Annotated in this window: 14 protein-coding genes; 5 read left to right on the top strand and 9 right to left on the bottom strand. The window is 70.9% G+C overall.

Features of this window, described 5'->3' with window-relative positions; translation table 11 throughout:
• Nucleotides 1-17: 17 nt before the first annotated feature.
• The 4 genes from GQ56_RS0131410 to GQ56_RS0131395 all read right to left on the bottom strand — a co-directional run bounded on the left by GQ56_RS0131410 (nt 18) and on the right by GQ56_RS0131395 (nt 3,562).
• Complete coding sequence (locus tag GQ56_RS0131410; RefSeq protein WP_031402426.1) at nt 18-665, bottom strand: response regulator; 648 nt, start codon at nt 663-665, stop codon at nt 18-20.
• 501 nt (nt 666-1,166) lie between these two features.
• Nucleotides 1,167-2,000 carry a universal stress protein gene (locus GQ56_RS0131405; protein WP_031402425.1) on the bottom strand — a complete coding sequence of 278 codons (834 nt, stop codon included), beginning with the start codon at nt 1,998-2,000 and terminating at the stop codon, nt 1,167-1,169.
• Nucleotides 1,997-2,500, bottom strand: coding sequence for a universal stress protein (locus GQ56_RS0131400; protein ID WP_031402424.1), 504 nt, complete (start codon nt 2,498-2,500; stop codon nt 1,997-1,999). Before GQ56_RS0131400 ends, GQ56_RS0131405 begins: the two co-directional genes overlap by 4 nt.
• A 222-nt stretch (nt 2,501-2,722) precedes the next feature.
• Nucleotides 2,723-3,562, bottom strand: a complete 840-nt coding sequence (locus tag GQ56_RS0131395) for a universal stress protein (protein ID WP_031402423.1) — start codon at nt 3,560-3,562, stop codon at nt 2,723-2,725.
• A gap of 189 nt (nt 3,563-3,751) precedes the next feature.
• Between GQ56_RS0131395 and GQ56_RS0131390 the strand changes: the two genes are divergently transcribed.
• The 4 genes from GQ56_RS0131390 to GQ56_RS0131375 all read left to right on the top strand — a co-directional run bounded on the left by GQ56_RS0131390 (nt 3,752) and on the right by GQ56_RS0131375 (nt 8,083).
• Nucleotides 3,752-4,288, top strand: coding sequence for a hypothetical protein (locus GQ56_RS0131390; protein WP_031402422.1), 537 nt, complete (start codon nt 3,752-3,754; stop codon nt 4,286-4,288).
• A complete protein-coding gene (locus GQ56_RS0131385; protein WP_031402421.1) occupies nt 4,278-5,024 on the top strand; it encodes a beta-ketoacyl-ACP reductase in 747 nt (248 codons plus the stop codon). Before GQ56_RS0131390 ends, GQ56_RS0131385 begins: the two co-directional genes overlap by 11 nt.
• A complete protein-coding gene (locus tag GQ56_RS0131380) occupies nt 5,021-6,874 on the top strand; it encodes a PHA/PHB synthase family protein (protein ID WP_031402420.1) in 1,854 nt (617 codons plus the stop codon). The genes GQ56_RS0131385 and GQ56_RS0131380 overlap by 4 nt, the downstream gene beginning before the upstream one ends.
• A gap of 168 nt (nt 6,875-7,042) precedes the next feature.
• Nucleotides 7,043-8,083, top strand: coding sequence for a zinc-dependent alcohol dehydrogenase family protein (locus GQ56_RS0131375; protein ID WP_031402419.1), 1,041 nt, complete (start codon nt 7,043-7,045; stop codon nt 8,081-8,083).
• A 75-nt stretch (nt 8,084-8,158) separates the two neighbouring features.
• On the opposite strand, the gene GQ56_RS0131370 is transcribed toward GQ56_RS0131375, so the two are convergent.
• Nucleotides 8,159-9,562, bottom strand: a complete 1,404-nt coding sequence (locus GQ56_RS0131370; RefSeq protein ID WP_031402418.1) for an MBL fold metallo-hydrolase RNA specificity domain-containing protein — start codon at nt 9,560-9,562, stop codon at nt 8,159-8,161.
• A 276-nt stretch (nt 9,563-9,838) separates the two neighbouring features.
• On the opposite strand from GQ56_RS0131370, the gene GQ56_RS0131365 reads away from it, so the two are divergent.
• Nucleotides 9,839-10,294 (top strand): hypothetical protein, encoded by a 456-nt coding sequence (locus GQ56_RS0131365; RefSeq protein WP_031402417.1) that lies wholly within the window; start codon nt 9,839-9,841, stop codon nt 10,292-10,294.
• A 331-nt stretch (nt 10,295-10,625) separates the two neighbouring features.
• On the opposite strand, the gene GQ56_RS0131360 is transcribed toward GQ56_RS0131365, so the two are convergent.
• From GQ56_RS0131360 to GQ56_RS0131345, 4 genes are read right to left on the bottom strand one after another with little or no spacing between them, the layout of a single operon-like run.
• Nucleotides 10,626-11,750: an ABC transporter permease gene (locus GQ56_RS0131360; protein ID WP_031402416.1), complete on the bottom strand. Its 1,125-nt coding sequence runs from the start codon at nt 11,748-11,750 to the stop codon at nt 10,626-10,628.
• Nucleotides 11,751-11,752: 2 nt separating this feature from the next.
• A complete protein-coding gene (rbbA, locus tag GQ56_RS0131355) occupies nt 11,753-14,596 on the bottom strand; it encodes a ribosome-associated ATPase/putative transporter RbbA (protein WP_031402415.1) in 2,844 nt (947 codons plus the stop codon).
• The gene (locus tag GQ56_RS0131350; protein WP_031402414.1) at nt 14,593-15,666 is read right to left on the bottom strand and encodes an HlyD family secretion protein; all 1,074 of its coding nucleotides are present in this window, start codon (nt 15,664-15,666) and stop codon (nt 14,593-14,595) included. Before GQ56_RS0131350 ends, rbbA begins: the two co-directional genes overlap by 4 nt.
• On the bottom strand, nt 15,663-17,159 hold the full coding sequence (locus GQ56_RS0131345; protein ID WP_031402413.1) for an efflux transporter outer membrane subunit: 1,497 nt from the start codon (nt 17,157-17,159) through the stop codon (nt 15,663-15,665). The genes GQ56_RS0131350 and GQ56_RS0131345 overlap by 4 nt, the downstream gene beginning before the upstream one ends.
• Nucleotides 17,160-17,489: the final 330 nt, after the last annotated feature.

The raw sequence follows: 17,489 nt of genomic DNA, 5'->3' as shown, positions 1-17,489 counted from the left end.
GCGGCGGTTTGACGCGCTCAACCCGCGTCGGGGTCGTCGAACAGCGTGTGACGCATCGCATAGCGCACGAGCGCCGTGTCGTTCGGCAACTGCATCTTCTCGAGTATCCGCGTCTTGTACGTGCTGATGGTCTTGACGCTGACGCCGAGCGCCTGGGCGATTCCGGAAATCGACTCGCCGGCGGTGACGCGCCGGAACACGTCGAACTCGCGGTCGGACAGGCGCTGGTGCGGCAGCAGATCGGTCGGCTCGTTGAGACTCTGCGCGAACTGCTCGGCCATCGTCAGGCTGACATAGACGCCGCCGGCCGCGATCCTGGTCAGCGCCGCGACCAGCTCGGCGCTGGCGCTTTCCTTGGTCATGTAGCCGGACGCGCCGGCGCGGAACGCGCGCACCGCGTATTGCTGCTCGGCGTGCATCGTCAGCACGAGGATCTGCAAGGCCGGTTTCTCGTCCTTGATCTGTCTGATGAGTTCGATGCCGTTGCGGCCCGGCATCGACAGGTCGAGCACCAGCACGTTCGCCGCGGCGTCGCGCGCGAGCGCGAGCGTGGAAGCGCTGTCGCACGCTTCGCCGGCGACCTCGAAGCCGCTGGCGTTCTGCAGGATGTGCCGCAGGCCGTCCCTGACGAGGGTGTGGTCGTCGGCGATGAGTACCCGGATCATGGCAATGCGTCCTTCGCCGGATCGCGTGGCGCGGCCCACGCGGCGGCCTTCGTCGAACCTGTTCGCGGACGGGCGCCCGCCATCGTCCGGCGATCGGCGGCCGTCATGATGGCCGCCGCCGATGACCGGACGATGTCCGTCGTCGTCGGGGCGGGATCGGCACGGTATCCGGCGCCCCAACGGGAAGGAGATGGTGCGCCCGTTGCCGGCGCTCGCCAATCGGTACCGATGCGGAGGGTCGGCGCGCTGTCCGACGTCGGCAGCGGCTGTATCGACCGGCGCGCGCCGCCGCCGCGTGCGGGGTGGACCTGATCGCGATGGAGGCGCATGGCCGCCGCGGCATGCGCTGCGCGCTGGCCGGCAGCGTGGCCGAATTGCTGGCGGACAGCGCACCGCGGATCGGCCGGCGCCGGTCGTGCGGGAGGGGACCGGAGCCGGCGCAGCGGCGCGGTGATGCACGAGGCGGCTGTGGGCGGCCGCCCCGGTTGCGTTCGCCGGGTGTCAGTGAGACAGCAGGACCGGCACCGTCATCGTCTCGAGGATCGTGCGCGTCGCGCCGCCCAGCACGCGTTCGTGCGCGCGGGTGTGACTGTACAGGCCCATCACGAGCAGGTCCGCATGCAGGTCGGTCGCCCGGTTCAGCAGCGTCGCGCCCACGCCGACCGCCCGCTCGCGCGGCGTCGCCGAGAACGACGCGCGCACGCCGTGCCGTTCGAGATACGCGGCCACGTCGACGCCCGCCGGCGTCCTGTCCGGATCGGGCTGCCCGCGCACGACCGTCTCGACGTTGACGAAGCGCGCCCGCGCGAGCAGCGGCAGCGCATCGGCCACCACGCGCGCGGCTTCGCGTCCGCCGTCCCAGCCGATCAGCACGTTCTCGCCGAACGTGCGCACGTCGCCGGCATACGGCACGACGATCGCCGGGCGGCCGCTGGCCATCACGACGTCCTCGATGAAATGGCGCGCCACGTAGGTCATCCGGTCGTCGGGATCTTCCTGGCCCAGGATCAGCAGGTCCGCATGTCGCGCATGCAGGATCGCGGCGTCGGTCGCGTTGCCCGCCGGCGCCTGCCACTCGACGCTGCGCCCCGCGCGTTCGGCGGCCGTCAGGAAGCGCGTTTCCGCGTCCTTGCAGCGCTGGTCGCACAGGCGCTCGTAGACGGCCAGTTTCAGCGGCTCGTCGGGCCGCCGCAACGGCTCGAAGAGGTCCTGGCAGACCACGTAGAGACCGATCAGGTGCGCGTTCCAGCGCGCCGCGAGTTCGAGGGCGAGGTCGACGCGCGTCGTGCAGCGTTCGCTGTCGTCGAGGTGGACGAGCAGGGTCTTGTAGCTCATGACGGCTCCTTTTCGGTCGAGGCGGCGGCCGCTTCGGCAGGGTGCGCCGCCGGGCAGTTCGCCGGAATCATCAGCACCGGGCGCGGGGACAGGCGCAGCACGCGCTCGGCCACGCTGCCGAGGAACAGGCGCTGAAAACCGCGCCGGCCGTGCGTGCCCATCACGATCAGGTCGGCCTTGAGCTCGTCGGCCAGGCCGACGATCCGGTGCGGGACGTCTTCGCCCGCCGGCGCGACGTCGACAATCTGCGGCGTGCCGGCCACGTCGCGCGCCTTCATGCGTCGCGCGGCGTCGTCGGTCACGCGCAGCCCTTCCTCGCGAAACGCGTCGATCAGGATCGACGGGTCGTAGCCGTACGTGTCGTAGGCCGGCACGAGGAAGTCGACGACGTAGACGGGCGTCAGCCGCGCACCCGTCTCGGACGCGAGCGTCAGCGCGGCATCGAGGGCGCGGGACGACGTGTCGCTGCCGTCGAGCGCCACCAGAATGTTCGAGTACATGGCGTTTCCCCTGTACGGATGTCGATGCACCCATCATCGGCGCGCGCGGGTCGATCGCGCTGATCTGGATCAAGCCTGGATCAAGCGCCGCGGCGGCCGCGCGGCACGCGCGCCGCATCGCGGCATCGCGGCATCGCGGCATCGCGGCATCGCCGTCGACCGCCGGCGCCGCGAAACGTGCACCGCCCCGCGCGGCGCAATGCGCGGGCGCAGGCGGCGCGTTCAGTGCGACATCAGCACCGGCAGCGTCATCGACGCGAGCACCGTGCGCGTGGCGCCGCCCATCGCCAGCTCGCGCCAGCGCGAGTGGCCGTAGGCGCCCATCACGAGCAGGTCCGACCCCGTTTCGTAGGCGCGCGACAGCAGCGTGTCGCCGACCGGCGCGCCCGCGCCGGCGTCGATGTCGAGCACGTTCACGTCGGGCGCGTGGCGCGCCAGCATCAACGCGGCGTCGGCGGCCGGAATGCGCGTGGCCGCTGCTTCCGACGCGCCGTCGACCACGGCGACGACCGTCGTGCGCTTCGCATGCGCGAGAAAGGGGATCGCGTCGTGCGCGGCGCGGGCGGCTTCGCGGCTGCCGTCCCACGCGACCATCACCCGTTCGCCGACCGACGGGAAGGTGCCGGTGTACGGGACGAACAGCACCGGACGCCCCGCGGTCAGCACGAGGTTCTCCGGAAACTGGTCGTCGATGAAGGTCTCGGGATCGTTCGGGTCGCTCTGGCCGGCGATCACGAGGTCGGCCAGGCGCGCGGCGCGCGGCACGGCCAGATTGGCGCGCTCGTCCGCGCGGACCCACGCGGCCGGCACCTTCGCGCGGGCCGCTTCCGCATGGAACAGGCGCTCCAGCGCGGCGAGCCGTTCGTCGCGCTGCTCCCGATGCGCGCGGAAATAATCGGCGGAACCGGCCATCACGTAGAACGAATGGGGTTCGGGCGTGTAGACCGCGAACAGCCCGGTCAGGTGCGCGCCGAAGTGACGGGCGAGACGCAGTGCGAACTCGAGGCGCGCATGCGCACGGGTACTCGTATCGAGGTGGACGACCATGCTCTTGTAGCTCATCGGAATCGCTCCATCGACGGGAGATCCGCCGGTGCAATCCAGTCTACGAAGCGGGCTGTCCGCGCGCTTGACTCAGATCAACGGGCGCCGCGCGCCGCGGCCGCACAGTGAAGCGGTCGCGATGCCGATGCCGGGCAGGCGGCGCAAGTCGGATGCGAACCCATGGACCGGATCGAAGGAGGGAAGACGATGAGCCCCCACGCGTTGACGACGCCGAACGACGCCTGCCGCGCAGGCTGCGACCTCGCGTTGCGCATGGCCGCGCTGGAGCGCGACTGGCGGCATGAATGGCATGCCCTGGCCGGGCGGCGCATCGAACGGGATCGCGACGCGGTGCACCGGCTGCAGCAGGCGCTCGCGGACACGCAGGAGTGGACGGCCTTCGGCGATGCGGCGAGCCAGGTGTGGCGCGACTACGCGATCGCCAGCGTCGCGATCTGGCAGGACGCCGTCGAGCTGTGCATGCGCGGGCAGTTCGAGCGGGCCGGCGCATGGCGCACATGGCTGCGCGACTACGGCGCCGCCGCACTGTCGCGCGGCCAGACCGACTGGTTGCCCGATCTCGGGCGGCTGGCCGTGGTCAACGAGGCGAGCATGCCGTGGCGGGACTGGATGGCCGCGTTCGAGCTCGGCATCGCCGAAGCCGCCGACGCGCGCGACGGGGCTGCCGCCGTGCGGCGTCTCGGCGGCGGCGGAGCCGCGCAGGAGCACGATCATGTCCGCTGAGCGCGTCGCGTTCGTCACGGGCGGGATGGGCGGCCTCGGCGCCGCGATCAGCCGCCGCCTGCACGAGGCCGGCATGAAGGTGGCGGTGTCGCACACCGAACGCAACGACCACGTCGCAACCTGGCTCACGCGCGAACGCGAGGCGGGCCGCACGTTTCATGCGTACGAGGTCGACGTCGCCGACTACGATTCGTGCCAGCACTGCGCGGCGCGCGTGCTGGCCGAGTTCGGCCGCGTCGACGTGCTCGTCAACAATGCCGGCATCACGCGCGACGCCACCTTCGTGAAGATGACCAAGGGCATGTGGGATGCGGTGCTGCGCACCAATCTCGACAGCATGTTCAACATGACGAAGCCGTTCGTGCCCGGCATGATCGACGCCGGCTTCGGGCGGATCGTGAACGTCGGCTCCGTGAACGGTGAGCGGGGCGCGTACGGGCAGGCGAACTACGCGGCCGCGAAGGCCGGCATCCACGGCTTCACGAAGGCGCTGGCGCTCGAACTCGCGCGGCACGGCATCACCGTCAACACGGTGGCGCCGGGCTACCTGGCCACCGCGATGCTCGAATCGGTGCCGCAGGACGTGCTCGATACGAAGATCCTGCCGCAGATTCCGGCCGGGCGTCTCGGCGAACCGGACGAAATCGCCGCGCTCGTCGCGTTCCTGTGTTCCGATGCGGGCGCGTTCGCGACCGGCGCGGAATTCGACGTCAACGGCGGCATGTACATGCGATGAAAGCCGCCGTCATCCGCACGCCGTTCCCGCGCGAATCGGGGCCGCCGCCGAATCGGGACGGGCAGGCGCCGGGTCGGGCCGAAGGCCCGGCGGGCGCGCTGTCGCCGGCCGAGCAGTGGAACCGCGCGACGCATGCGAACGTCGCGGCGCTGACCTTCGGGCTGTCGCCCGCGTCGCTGGCACTGGCCGTGCTCGACTGGGGCGCGCATCTGGCCGTGGCGCCGGGCAAGTGCTTCGAGCTGGCGATGCAGGCCTGGCTGACAGCAGCGCCGACGATGGTGACGACAGCGACAGCGACAGCGACAGCGACAGCGACAGCGGACGCCGGTGCGGCGATCGATGCGGACGCCGACGGGCTGGCCGTGCATGCCGGCGACGCCGATCCGCGTTTCGCCGCGCCCGAGTGGGCCGGCTGGCCGTTTCGCGCATATCGCGACGGCTTCCTGTCGATCCAGCGCTGGTGGCGCGATGCGACTCGCGGCGTGCCGGGCGTCGAGCGGCACCATGAGGCGCTGGTCGGCTTCGCCGCGCGTCAATGGCTCGACGCCTGCTCGCCCGGCAATTTCCTGGCGACCAATCCGGTCGCGCTCGACGCGACGCTGCGCAGCGGCGGCGCGAATCTCGCGGCGGGCGCCCGGCACTGGCTCGACGACGCGAACGCGCTGATCGATCGCGCGTGCGGCACGCGTAAGCGCGACGCCCGGGCGTATCTGCCGGGGCGCGACGTGGCGATCACGCCGGGCCGGGTCGTGTGGCGCAACGCGCTGTGCGAGCTGCTGCAGTACGACCCGGCGACGCCCCGCGTGGCGCGCGAGCCGATCCTGATCGTGCCGTCGTGGATCATGAAGTACTACATCCTCGATCTGCAGCCGCATCATTCGCTGATCCGCTTCCTGGTCGAGTCCGGCCATACCGTGTTTGCCGTGTCGTGGCGCAACCCCGGCGGGGAGGCGCGCGATCTCGGGCTCGACGACTATCTGCGCGACGGCTGCCTGGCCGCGCTCGACGCCGTCCGGTCGATCTGCGGCGAGCCCGTCCACGCGACCGGCTACTGCCTCGGCGGCACGCTGCTGGCGATCGGCGCGGCGGCGCTCGCGCGCGACGGGCGGCAACACGAAGCACTGCGATCCGTCACGTTGCTGGCGGCCGAGACCGATTTCAGCGAACCCGGCGAGCTGGGCCTGTTCATCGACGCGAGCGAACTGTCCGCGCTCGATGCGCTGATGTGGCGGCAGGGCTACCTGGATGGCGCGCAGATGTCGGCCGCGTTCGAGCTGCTGAACGCGCGCGACCTGATCTGGTCGCGGATGATGAGCGAATACCTGCTCGGCAAGCGCACCAAGCCGAACGACCTGATGTCGTGGAATGCGGACACCACGCGCATGCCGTATCGCATGCATACCGAATACCTGACGCAGCTGTTCCTCGACAACGATCTCGCCGCCGGCCGCTACTGCGTCGACGGGCGGCCGGTCGCGTTGTCGGATCTCGACGTGCCGACCTTCGCGGTCGGCACCGAGCGCGACCACGTGTCGCCGTGGCGCTCAGTCTACAAGCTGCACCTGCTGACGCATCACGCATTGACCTTCGTGCTGACGGCGGGCGGCCACAACGCGGGCATCGTGTCGGAGCCCGGTCATGCGGGACGCCACTACCGCTGCGCGACCCGCGAAGCCGGCGCGCCGTATCGCAGTCCGCACGATTTCGTGCGCGACACGCCGGTGGTCGACGGATCGTGGTGGACGTGCTGGCGCGACTGGCTGCACGCCCGCTCGTCGGGCGACGTGCCGGCCCGCACGCCGGCCGCCGGACTCGCCGCCGCGCCCGGCACGTATGTGCTCGAAACCTAAACGGGCGCGTGTCGCCGGAGCATCCGGCTGCACGCGCCGGCCCCGCCGGTTGCCGCGCGCGGGCGCTCAACGCGGCGCTGCCGCCCGCCCGCGAATGCGCGGCGACGCCGGCCGGCATGCGCCGGTCCCGATGAACGAACGCATCACCTTTTCGATGGAGCAATCACGATGAAAGCACTCGTCTACCACGGCCCCGGGCACAAGACGCTCGAGGAACGGCCCCGGCCCGAACTGCAGTCGCCCACCGACGCGATCGTCCGCGTGACGCGCACGACGATCTGCGGCACCGACCTGCACATCCTCAAGGGGGATGTGCCGACGTGCGAACCCGGCCGCATTCTCGGCCACGAGGGCGTCGGGGTCGTCGACCAGGTCGGCGCGGCGGTCGACGCGCTGAAGCCGGGCGATCACGTGCTGATTTCCTGCATCTCGTCGTGCGGCCGCTGCGAATATTGCCGCCGCGGCCTGTACTCGCACTGCACGACGGGCGGCTGGATCCTCGGGAACAAGATCGACGGCACGCAGGCCGAGTACGTACGCATCCCGCATGCGCAGACGAGCCTCTACCGGATTCCGCCGGGCGCGGACGAGGACGCGCTCGTGATGCTGTCCGACATCCTGCCGACCGGGTTCGAATGCGGCGTGCTGAACGGCAAGGTGCAGCCGGGCTGCTCGGTCGCGATCGTCGGCGCGGGCCCGATCGGGCTGGCGGCGTTGCTGACCGCGCAGTTCTACTCGCCCGCGCGGATCATCATGATCGATCCGGACAGCAACCGGCTGGACGTGGCGCGGCGCTTCGGCGCGACCGACTGCCTCGACGGGCGCAGCGGCGAGCCGGTGGCGGAAGTGATGAAGCTGACCGACGGCGTCGGCGTGGATTGCGCGATCGAGGCGGTCGGCATTCCGGCGACGTTCGAGATGTGCACGTCGCTCGTGGCGCCGGGCGGCGTGGTCGCGAACGTCGGCGTGCACGGCGTCAAGGCCGACCTGCACCTCGAGAAGCTGTGGGATCGCAACATCTCGATCACGACGCGGCTGGTCGACACGGTCAGCACGCCGATGCTGCTGAAGACCGTGAGCGCCGGGCGTCTCGATCCGAACCACCTGATCACGCACCGGTTCTCGCTCGGCGACGTCGAGCGTGCGTACGACACGTTCAGCCGCGCGGCGCAGACCCATGCGCTGAAGGTCATCATCCAAGTCGGCTGACGGCGTATGGCGTATGGCGTATGGCGGGAACCGCGTGCGATGTCCGGTTCCCGCCGCGCCGGGGGTGCGTTGTCGTCAGGATGAAAGCACGGCAGGGGCCTGCGTGCCGCCGGAGTCGATCGCGTCGAGATCGACGCACTGCGCGTACTCCGGCACCTCGCACGGCCAGTGCAGCCGCTCCGCGATGCGCCGCCGCAACGCATCGGCCGCCGCCGGTTCGCCGTGCGTGACGAAGGTCCGCACGGGCGCGCGCTGCATCGTGCCGAGCCAGCGGAGAATCTCCTCGTAGTCGGCATGCGCGGAGAGTGCCGCGATCGATTCGACCTGCGCGCGCACGCGCACGTACTCGCCGTGAATCTTCAGCGTCGGCTCGTGCGCGGCCAGTGCCGCGCCGCGCGTGCCGGCCGCCTGGTAGCCGACCAGCGCGATCGTGTTGCGTGCGTCGGGCGCGTAGCGGCTCAGGTGGTGCAGCACGCGGCCGCCCGTCGCCATCCCGCTGCCGGCGATGATGACCATCGGGCCGCGATGGTCGGCGATCGCCTTCGACTGCTCGACCGACCGGATCATCGTCGCCGCCTGGCCGAGCGCGTTCGCTTCGGACAGGGTCAGCCGGTGTTCGAGGAGATGGTGGCGATAGATCTCGGTCACGTCGGTCGCCATCGGGCTGTCGACGAACACCGGGACGCGCGCCATCCGGCCGGACGCCTTCAGGCGTGCGATGTAGTGCAGGATTTCCTGCGCGCGGCCGACGGTGAAGCACGGCATCACGACGACACCGCCGCGCGCGAAGGTCTTGTCGAACAGCGCGGCCAGTTCACTTTCGGGGTCCGAATCCGGATGCAGCCGGTCGCCGTACGTCGATTCGACGACCAGGTAGTCCGCATGCGCGGGCGGCAGCGGCGGCTGCATGATCGGGTCGCGATAGCGGCCGAGATCGCCCGAGAACGCGAGCACCTTGTGATCCCAGTGCACCACGACGCTCGCCGCGCCGAGGATGTGCCCGGCCGGCAGCAGGCGGAACGCCAGGTCGCCGCCCAGCGCGGTGCACTCGTCGAAGGCGACGGGCGTCAGCAGGCGCAGCGCGCGCTGCGCGTCGTCCAGCGTGTAGAGCGGTTGCGCCGGATGATGCTTCGAATAGCCGTGGCGGTTCGCGAACTCGGCTTCCTCCTCCTGCAGCCGCGCGCTGTCGCGCAGCATGATGTCGCAGAGTTCGGCCGTGGCCGTCGTGCAGTACACCGGCCCGCGAAACCCGTCGCGCGCCAGCACCGGAAGATAGCCGGTGTGGTCGATGTGCGCGTGCGTGAGCACGACCGCGTCGAGCGTGCCGGGCGCGAGCGGCAGCGGGCGCCAGTTGCGCAGCCGCAGGTTCTTCGTGCCCTGGAACAGGCCGCAGTCGACCAGCACGCGCCGGTTGCCGTGCTCGATCAGGTACTTCGAGCCGGTCACGGTTTCGGTCGCGCCGAGAAAGGTCAGTTTCATGGATCGCCTCGCCGGCAAGGGGAGCAGTGAATCGATTACAGCGCGGACGAACCCGGAACGGTTGATGGAAATCAGGAATTGCCGGATTCGGCGGCAGGAAGGGCGCGGTTCGCGTCGTGGCGCGTCGCCGCGCCGGCTTGACGCCGGTCAACGTCCGGGCCGGGCGGTGGCATGATAGTGATTGCATGCGCGAATGCGATGTCGTGACCCCGCTGTCCGCGCATGCCGCGTACGCAACGCGCGGCGGGATCACGACGCTTTCGGAGCGGACTCATCATGACGTTGATCGCCAACCTGGACGGCGCGCGGACCGGCTACCGGCTGTGCTTCGTCCGCCGGCCCTGGGCGTGGTTCACCTGTCTGCCGCTCGACCTGCAATGCGGCGAACGCTGGGCCGACGCGCCTTACCAGGACGCCGCGCAACCCCCTTACAGCGATTCGCGCGCGCAGCTGCTGCGCGTGGCGTTCGACGCGCCGCGCCTGCTGACGCCCGAAGCCGGGCGCCACGGGCACGCGTGGAGCGTCGAGCAGATCAACGGCGGCGCGGTGCCGTGGCTGCGCAGCGAGGAATTCGTCGACGCGATGAAGCTGGCCGTGCCGGCCGGCGCGACGCTCACCGAATTCGTCGAGACGATCGAGGCCGCCGGCGGCACCGTCTACGGCCCGCTCGGCTGGGCGGAGCTGCCGCCGTGGCAGCAGCCCGGCATCGTGACGCCTGCCGGAACGGGCTGAGCGCCCGCGCAGGCGTTTCAGCCGGTGTCGCTCCAGCCGCCGCCGGGTGCGACGAACACGACGTAGAACGCGACGCTTCCCGCAGCCGCAGCCGCAGCCGCAGCCGCAGCCGCAGCAGCAGCCGCCGCGCGACCGCCGGCAGCCACGCCAGGGCCGGCCTGGCCGTATTGCCTGTCGGCGACCGGAAGCGGCCCGTAGCCTTCGCTTCCCGCGTCGCAGCCGGCCTGCGCGAGCGCCAGCGCGTCGCGTGCCGATCCCCGGCACGCTCGACCCGCGTCGACGGACTCCGCATCGACGGACGAACCCGTGCGCCGCGCGGGCGATCGGACGATTACGCCATCTGGCCGATCGTCTTCCGGAACCGCATCAGCGACAGCGCGAACAGCGCGCATCCGATCGCGAACAGCACCGCGAACTGCATCCAGACCGCGTCGAGGCCCGCGCCCCGATACAGGATGCGTTGCGCCAGCTCGACGAAATGCGTGGTCGGCGCGGCCAGCATGATGTCCTGGACGGCCAGCGGCATGCTTTCGCGCGGCGTGAGCCCGCCCGACAGCAACTGCAGCGGCAGCAGCACGAGCACCAGCAGCATGCCGAACTGCGGCATGCTGCGCACGAGCGTCGCGAGAAAGATGCCCATCGACGTCGTCGCGAACAGGTGCAGCGCCATCCCGGCGACGAACAGCGGGATCGACCCCGGAATCGGAACGTGCAGCGCGCCGTTCACGACCAGCGTCAGCGACGCGACGGCCGCCACCGTGACGACCAGCCCCATCGACCACACCTTCGCGAGCATGATTTCCGCGGCGGTCACCGGCATCACCAGCAGATGCTCGATCGTGCCGTGCTCGCGCTCGCGGATCAGCGCGGCCCCGGTGAGGATCATCGACAGCATCGTCACGTTGTTGATCAGCTCCATCAGCGCGCCGAACCACACTTCGTCGAGATTCGGGTTGAAGCGCATCCGCAGCGCCAGATCGACCGGAGGCAACGACGCGCCGCGATAGCGCCGCACGAACGCGTCGATCTCGCCCGACACGATCTGCTGGACGTATCCCGCGCCGGTAAACGCCTGGGTCATGCGGGTCGCGTCGACGTTGAGCTGGATCGTGGCAGGGCGGCCGGCGAGCACGTCGCGCTGGAAATCCGGCGGAATGTCGAGCGAGAACGTGTAGTCGCCGTTGTCGAGGCCGCGATCGGCTGCGCGCGCGTCGACCAGCGGGGGCGGCGCGAACTGCGGCGGGAAGAACGCCGCGGCGATCCGCGCGGACAGCGGCGAGGCGTCCTCGTCGACGAGCGCGATCGGCACCTTGTGCAGCGTCTCCGGGCGCGCGGTGGCGGCGACGTAGATCGACGCGCTGAATGTGTAGACGATGAGCGCGAGCAGGATCGGGTCGCGCGCGAGGCTCCAGAGTTCCTTGACCCCGAGCCGGAAAATGACGAGCAGGCGCGACATGGTCAGCGCTCCTGTTTGCGCAGCAGGATGCCGGTCATGACCAGGATGACCGGCGCCGCCGCGAGCAGCGGCCAGAACTGCGACGACAGGTCGCCGAAGCCGAGCGCCTTGTTGAACACCCCGCGGCTGATCGCGAGCATGTAGGTGGCCGGATAGACCGTGCCGACCCACTTGCCGGCGCCTTCCAGCGACGACAGCGGCGTGAGCAGCCCCGAGAACTGCACGACGGGTATCAGCGTGCCGACGATCGTCATGAAGATCGCGGCGATCTGGCTGCGCGTGAAGGTCGACGCGAACAGCCCGATGCCGGTGGCCACCACGTTGAAAATCAGCACGGCGGCCGCGAGCGTCATGAAGCTGCCCTTGATCCGCACGCCGAACGCGACGTCCGCCAGCACGACCATCAGCAGGAAGTTCAGCATGGCCAGCATCACGTAGGGCGCCTGCTTGCCGAGCAGGAATTCGGCCCGCGTGACGGGCGTCACGTACAGGTTGACGATCGACCCCAGCTCGCGTTCGCGGACCACGGCGAGCGCCGTCAGCATCGCGGGCAGCATCAGCAGCAGCATCGGCATGATGGCCGGAATCATCGCGGGCAGGCTCCTGACGTCGGGGTTGTAGCGATAGCGCACGGCGATCTCGACCGCCGGGGCGAGCGACGCGCCGAGCCGGCGCTTCGCCTGGTCGCGCAGCCAGTTCTCGTGCATGCCGGCGACGTAGCCGCGGATCGTCTCGGCGCGCATCGGCATCGCGCCGTCGACCCACGCGCCGATCTCGACGCGCCGGCCGTGCGCGACGTCGCGGGCGAACCCGGGCGGAATCTCGATCGCGAGCGACAACTGGCCGTTGCGCATGCGGCGGTCGATGTCGCGCTCGTCCGCAAGCGGCGCGCGCGGCACGAAGTAGCGGGAGCCGGCGAGATTCTGCGCATAGTCCTGGCTCAGGATCGACTGGTCCCGGTCGAGCACCGCGAACGTCAGGTTGTCGACGTCGAGACTGATGCCGATGCTGATGACGCACATCAGGACCAGCGATCCGAACAGCGCGAGCGTCGCGCGCAGCGGGTCGCGGCGCAGCTCCAGCACTTCGCGCCACAGGTAGCTGCCCGCCCGCGCCGCGCTGAACCACGGGCCGGCGCGGCCGGCGCCGCCGTCCGTGCCGGCTTCGGCGCCCGGTTCGGCGCTCGTTGCGTCGGCAGGCGGCGCGGCGAGCCAGCCCGCGTCGTCGTCGGCGTCCGTCGGGACGCTGTCCGCGCGCTGCGCATCGGTCAGGTACGCGATGAACGCCTCTTCGAGCGTGCCGGCGCCGCGCGTGCGGACGAGTTCTGCCGGTGCGGCGCTGGCGAGCACGCGGCCCGCGTGCATCAGCGAGATGCGGTCGCAGCGCTCGGCTTCGTTCATGAAGTGCGTCGAAATGAAGATCGTGACGCGGTCGTGCCGCGCAAGCTCGATCATCAGCCGCCAGAAATCGTCCCGTGCGACCGGATCGACGCCGGACGTCGGCTCGTCGAGGATCAGCAGCTCGGGCTTGTGCACCATCGCCACCGCGAGCGACAGCCGCTGTCGCATGCCGAGCGGCAGGCGCTCGGGCAGCGCGTCGAGCGCGCCGGCCAGCCCGAAGCGCTCGACCATCTCGGCGACCCGCGCCGGCACGTCCGCCTCCGGCACGCCGAACAGGCGCGCATGCAGCACGAGGTTCTGCCGCACGGTCAGCTCGCCGTACAGCGAGAACCCTTGCGACATGTAGCCGACCCGCCGGCGCGTGTCGATATCGTCCGCGGCGACCGGCCGCCCGAACAGCGTGGCCGTGCCCTCGGACGCGGGCAGCAGGCCCGTGAGCATCTTCATCGTGGTCGACTTGCCGCAGCCGTTGGAGCCGAGGAAGCCGAAGATCTCGCCGCGCCGGATCCGCAGGCTCACGTGATCGACCGCGACGAAATCGCCGAACCGCATCGTCAGCCCGTCGGCCTCGATCGCGTAGCCGGCGGCGTCGTCGGGCTGAAACGGCGCGATCCGGATCGGCTGGTGGCCGCGCCGCTGCTCGTCCGGGAGCAGCGCGACGAACGCGTCCTCGAGCGTGGCGCACCCGGTGCGGGCCAGCAGCTCGTCGGGGCTGCCGGTGGCCAGCACCCGGCCGGCATCCATCGCGATCAGCCGGTCGAAGCGCCGCGCCTCGTCCATGTAGGCGGTCGCGACCAGCACGCTCATCGCCGGCCGCGCGGCGCGAATGCGCGCGATCAGCTCCCAGAACTGCGCGCGCGACAGCGGATCGACGCCGGTCGTCGGTTCGTCGAGGATCAGCAGGTCCGGGTCGTGGATCAGCGCGCAGCACAGGCCGAGCTTCTGCTTCATGCCGCCGGACAGCTTGCCGGCGGGGCGGTCCAGGAACGGCCGCAGGCCGGTGCTGCGCGTGAGCGCGTCGATCCGGCGGCGCCGCTCCGCCGCGTCGTGGCCGAACAGCCTCGCGAAGAACTGCAGGTTCTCCTCGACGGACAGCGTGGCGTACAGGTTCCGGCCGAGGCCTTGCGGCATGTAGGCGATGCGCCGGCAGACCTGCGCGCGATGGCGGCGCGACGACAGGTCGCCGCCGAGGGTCCGGACCTGCCCCTGCTGGATCGCGCGGGCGCCGGACACCAGCGCCAGCAGGCTCGACTTGCCGACGCCGTCCGGCCCGATCAGCCCGATCATGCGGCCGGCCGGGATGTCGAGCGTCACGTCGTCGAGCGCACATGTGTCGCCGTAGCGCAGCGAGACGCCGGACAGCCGCGCGACCGGCGCGGGGGCCGGCGGTGCCGGCGGCGCTTCGGTCGAGCCTGCGCCGGTATCGGCGGGGAGCGCCGATTTCATTGAGGCACCTTGATCGCGAGGCGATCCGGCCAGGCGGCTTGCGGGTCGACCTTCAGCCACGCGACACCCGGCAGCCCCGTCTTGACGAGCTTCAGATGGCGCTGCAGCAGATCGCGGTCGATGCGCGCCTTCACCCGGAACATCAGCTTCTGCCGTTCGGTGGCCGTCTCGACCGTCTTCGGCGTGAACTGCGCGGTGCTCGATACATACGACACGCGGGCCGGAATCACGTATTCCGGCGCGGCGTCGAGCACGATCCGCACGTCGGCGCCGAGCGGCACGCGGCCCACCACCGTCTCGGGCAGGAAGAAGGTCATGTAGACGTCCGACAGGTCGACCACGTTGAGCACCTTGCCGCCGGCGGGCAGCACCTCGCCCGATTCGGCCACGCGATACTGGACGCGCCCGTCGCGCGGCGAGGTCAGATCGCTGTCCGAAATGTCGGCCTGCACGCGTGCGACCGTCGCCTGCGCGGCCGTCACTGCAGAATGCGCCGCGACGAGCTGGGCCCGGGTCGCGTCGATCGCGGCCTGGGCGGCGTCCACCTGTGCGCGCGCCGCGTTCACGGTGGCCCGCAGGCTGCCGGCCCGCGCGCGATCGTCGTCGAGTTCCTGCAGCGACGACGCGCCGTCGCGGGACAGCGTCTCGGAGCGCGCGAGCCGCCGCGTCGCCGCGTCCAGTTCGCTTTCCCGCTGGACGACGACGGCCTCGGCCGCCGCCTTGTCGCTGCGCCGCTGCGCGACCTGCGCGTCGATGCTCGCCGCCGTGTTCACGGCCTGCTGCTCCCGGGCGCGGGCCTCGTCGAGTTGCGCCTGCAGGACGACGATGTCCATGCGCGCGAGCGGCTGGCCGGCCTTCACGAAGTCGCCTTCGTCGACGAGCATCGCGGTGACGCGCCCCGGCAGCTTGGTCGCCACATCGATCTCGGTCGCCTCGATGCGGCCGTTGCCGCTCGCCAGGCCGGCATCGGCCTGCCCGTCGCGCCAGCGCGTCCACCCGTAAAACATGATGCCGATCGCGAGCACGGCGACGCCGGCCCCGATAAGAAGAGGGCGCTTTTGGATGTTCATCGTGTGGAATCCGGATTCGTCGAATCGTTGGTCGGTGGCGTGACGGCATCGTCGCGTTCGTGCGTGGCGCCGCCGAGCGCGCCGTACAGCGCGACGCGGCTCGACAGCAGCGCACGGCGCGTCATCACCCATTGCTGTTCCGCGTTCATCAGGTCCCGCTGCGCGTCGAGCACCTCGAGGAAGCGGGTCGCGCCGCTGTCGTAGCGCAGCTTTGCGAGGCGCGCCCGTTCGGCCTGCGAGACCAGCGTGGCGTGCTCGATGCGCACCTCGTCGGCCAGCCAGTAGCGCGACGCGAGCGCGTCGGACACGTCGCGAAACGCGCGCTGCACCGTCCGTTCGTATTGCGCGAGCGCTTCGTCGCGCTGCGCGTGCGCCAGTGCGAGGTTCGAGCGGTTGCGGCCGCCGTCGATCAGCGGCAGCGTCACGTTCGGGATGACCGACCAGACGCCGGTGCCCGACGTCAGCAGGTCGTGCAGCGCGCTGCTGCCCGAGCCGATCGAGCTCGTCAACGCGATGCGCGGAAAGAACGCGGCGCGTGCCGCGCCGATGTTCGCGCGCGTCGCCTGCAGCTCGTGCTCGGCCGCGATCACGTCCGGCCGGTGGACGAGCAGCGACGACGGCAGGCCGGGGGCGAGCGACGGTGCGACGGCGCCGTCGTCGAGCGCGAGCGGCGCGCCGGCCAGATCCGGCGGCGCGCCGACCAGCAGGGCCAGCGCGTCGGCCGCCGCCGCGCGCGCCTGTTGCAGCTGGGCGCCGAGCGCTTCCGCCTGCTGCAGCAGGATGTCCGCCTGCGTCAGGTCGAGGCGCGAAATCGCGCCGGCCGCGTGGCGAAGCCGGAAGATCCGCAGCGACTCGCGCCGCGTGTCGATCGTCGCGCGGGTCAGCGCGATGCGCTCGTCGTACTCGCACAGGGTCAGGTACGCGTCCGCGACCGCGGTGATCACGCTCAAGGTCGTGGCGCGCCGCGCGGCGTCGCTCGCGAGATAGCGTTGCAGCGCCGCGTCCTTCAGGTTGCGCACGCGGCCCCAGAAATCGATTTCCCATTGCGTTTCGGCCAGCTGGACGTCGTAGACCTGGCCGATGAACGGCGTCGGCGTCAGGAAGCCGCCCGGTGCGCGAAACCGCGCATAGGCCGCGCCCGCGCCGATCGTCGGCCACTGATCCGCGCTGCGGATGCCGTAGACCGCGCGGGCCTGCCCGACGCGCGCGACAGCCGCGCGCAGGTCGCGATTGTTGGCCAGCGCCTGCGCGATCAGCGCCCGCAGACGCGCATCGACGAAGTAGTCCTGCCACGCGGGCACCTGCGCGTCGGCGGGCGCCGCGCCGGCCGACGGATCGGGAAAGACGGCGGGAATCGGCGCGGCGGGACGGTCGTCGCGCGGCGCGAGCGACAGGCATCCGGACAGCACGCCGAGACTCGTTGCGAGCGCAACGAGGCGCACGGACCGGACGGCTGCGGAGCGGAAGACTGCGGAAAGCGCGATGGCGCGCATGGAAGGCCTCGGCGAATACGGGAACGCAGGGTGGCGCCGCCTCGTGACGTCGCCGCTTCGGGGTTCACTTATATCCGACGATTGCAGCGCCGACCCTTGATCTGAATCACCTCGGCGGGATTGCGTTTCGAGCGGTGCTTCGGTTGACAGATCGGCGGTTCATCAAGGTTTCTCGCGGCGGGGCGCTTGCGACGAGGTGGTGCGGGAGGGGCGTCGCGGGCCGTGTGGTGCCCGGGTCGCGATCCCGTCGCAGCCCTGCTGCGCGATCGATTTGCATTCACCCGGGCATTCGGCCGTCGTTCGCCACGTGGCACGTGCCACCCGCCATCC

The organism is Burkholderia paludis (assembly GCF_000732615.1).
Lineage (GTDB): Bacteria > Pseudomonadota > Gammaproteobacteria > Burkholderiales > Burkholderiaceae > Burkholderia > Burkholderia paludis.
Note: the sequence above shows the minus strand (reverse complement) of the source record. Positions and strands in the feature narration are given on the sequence as shown.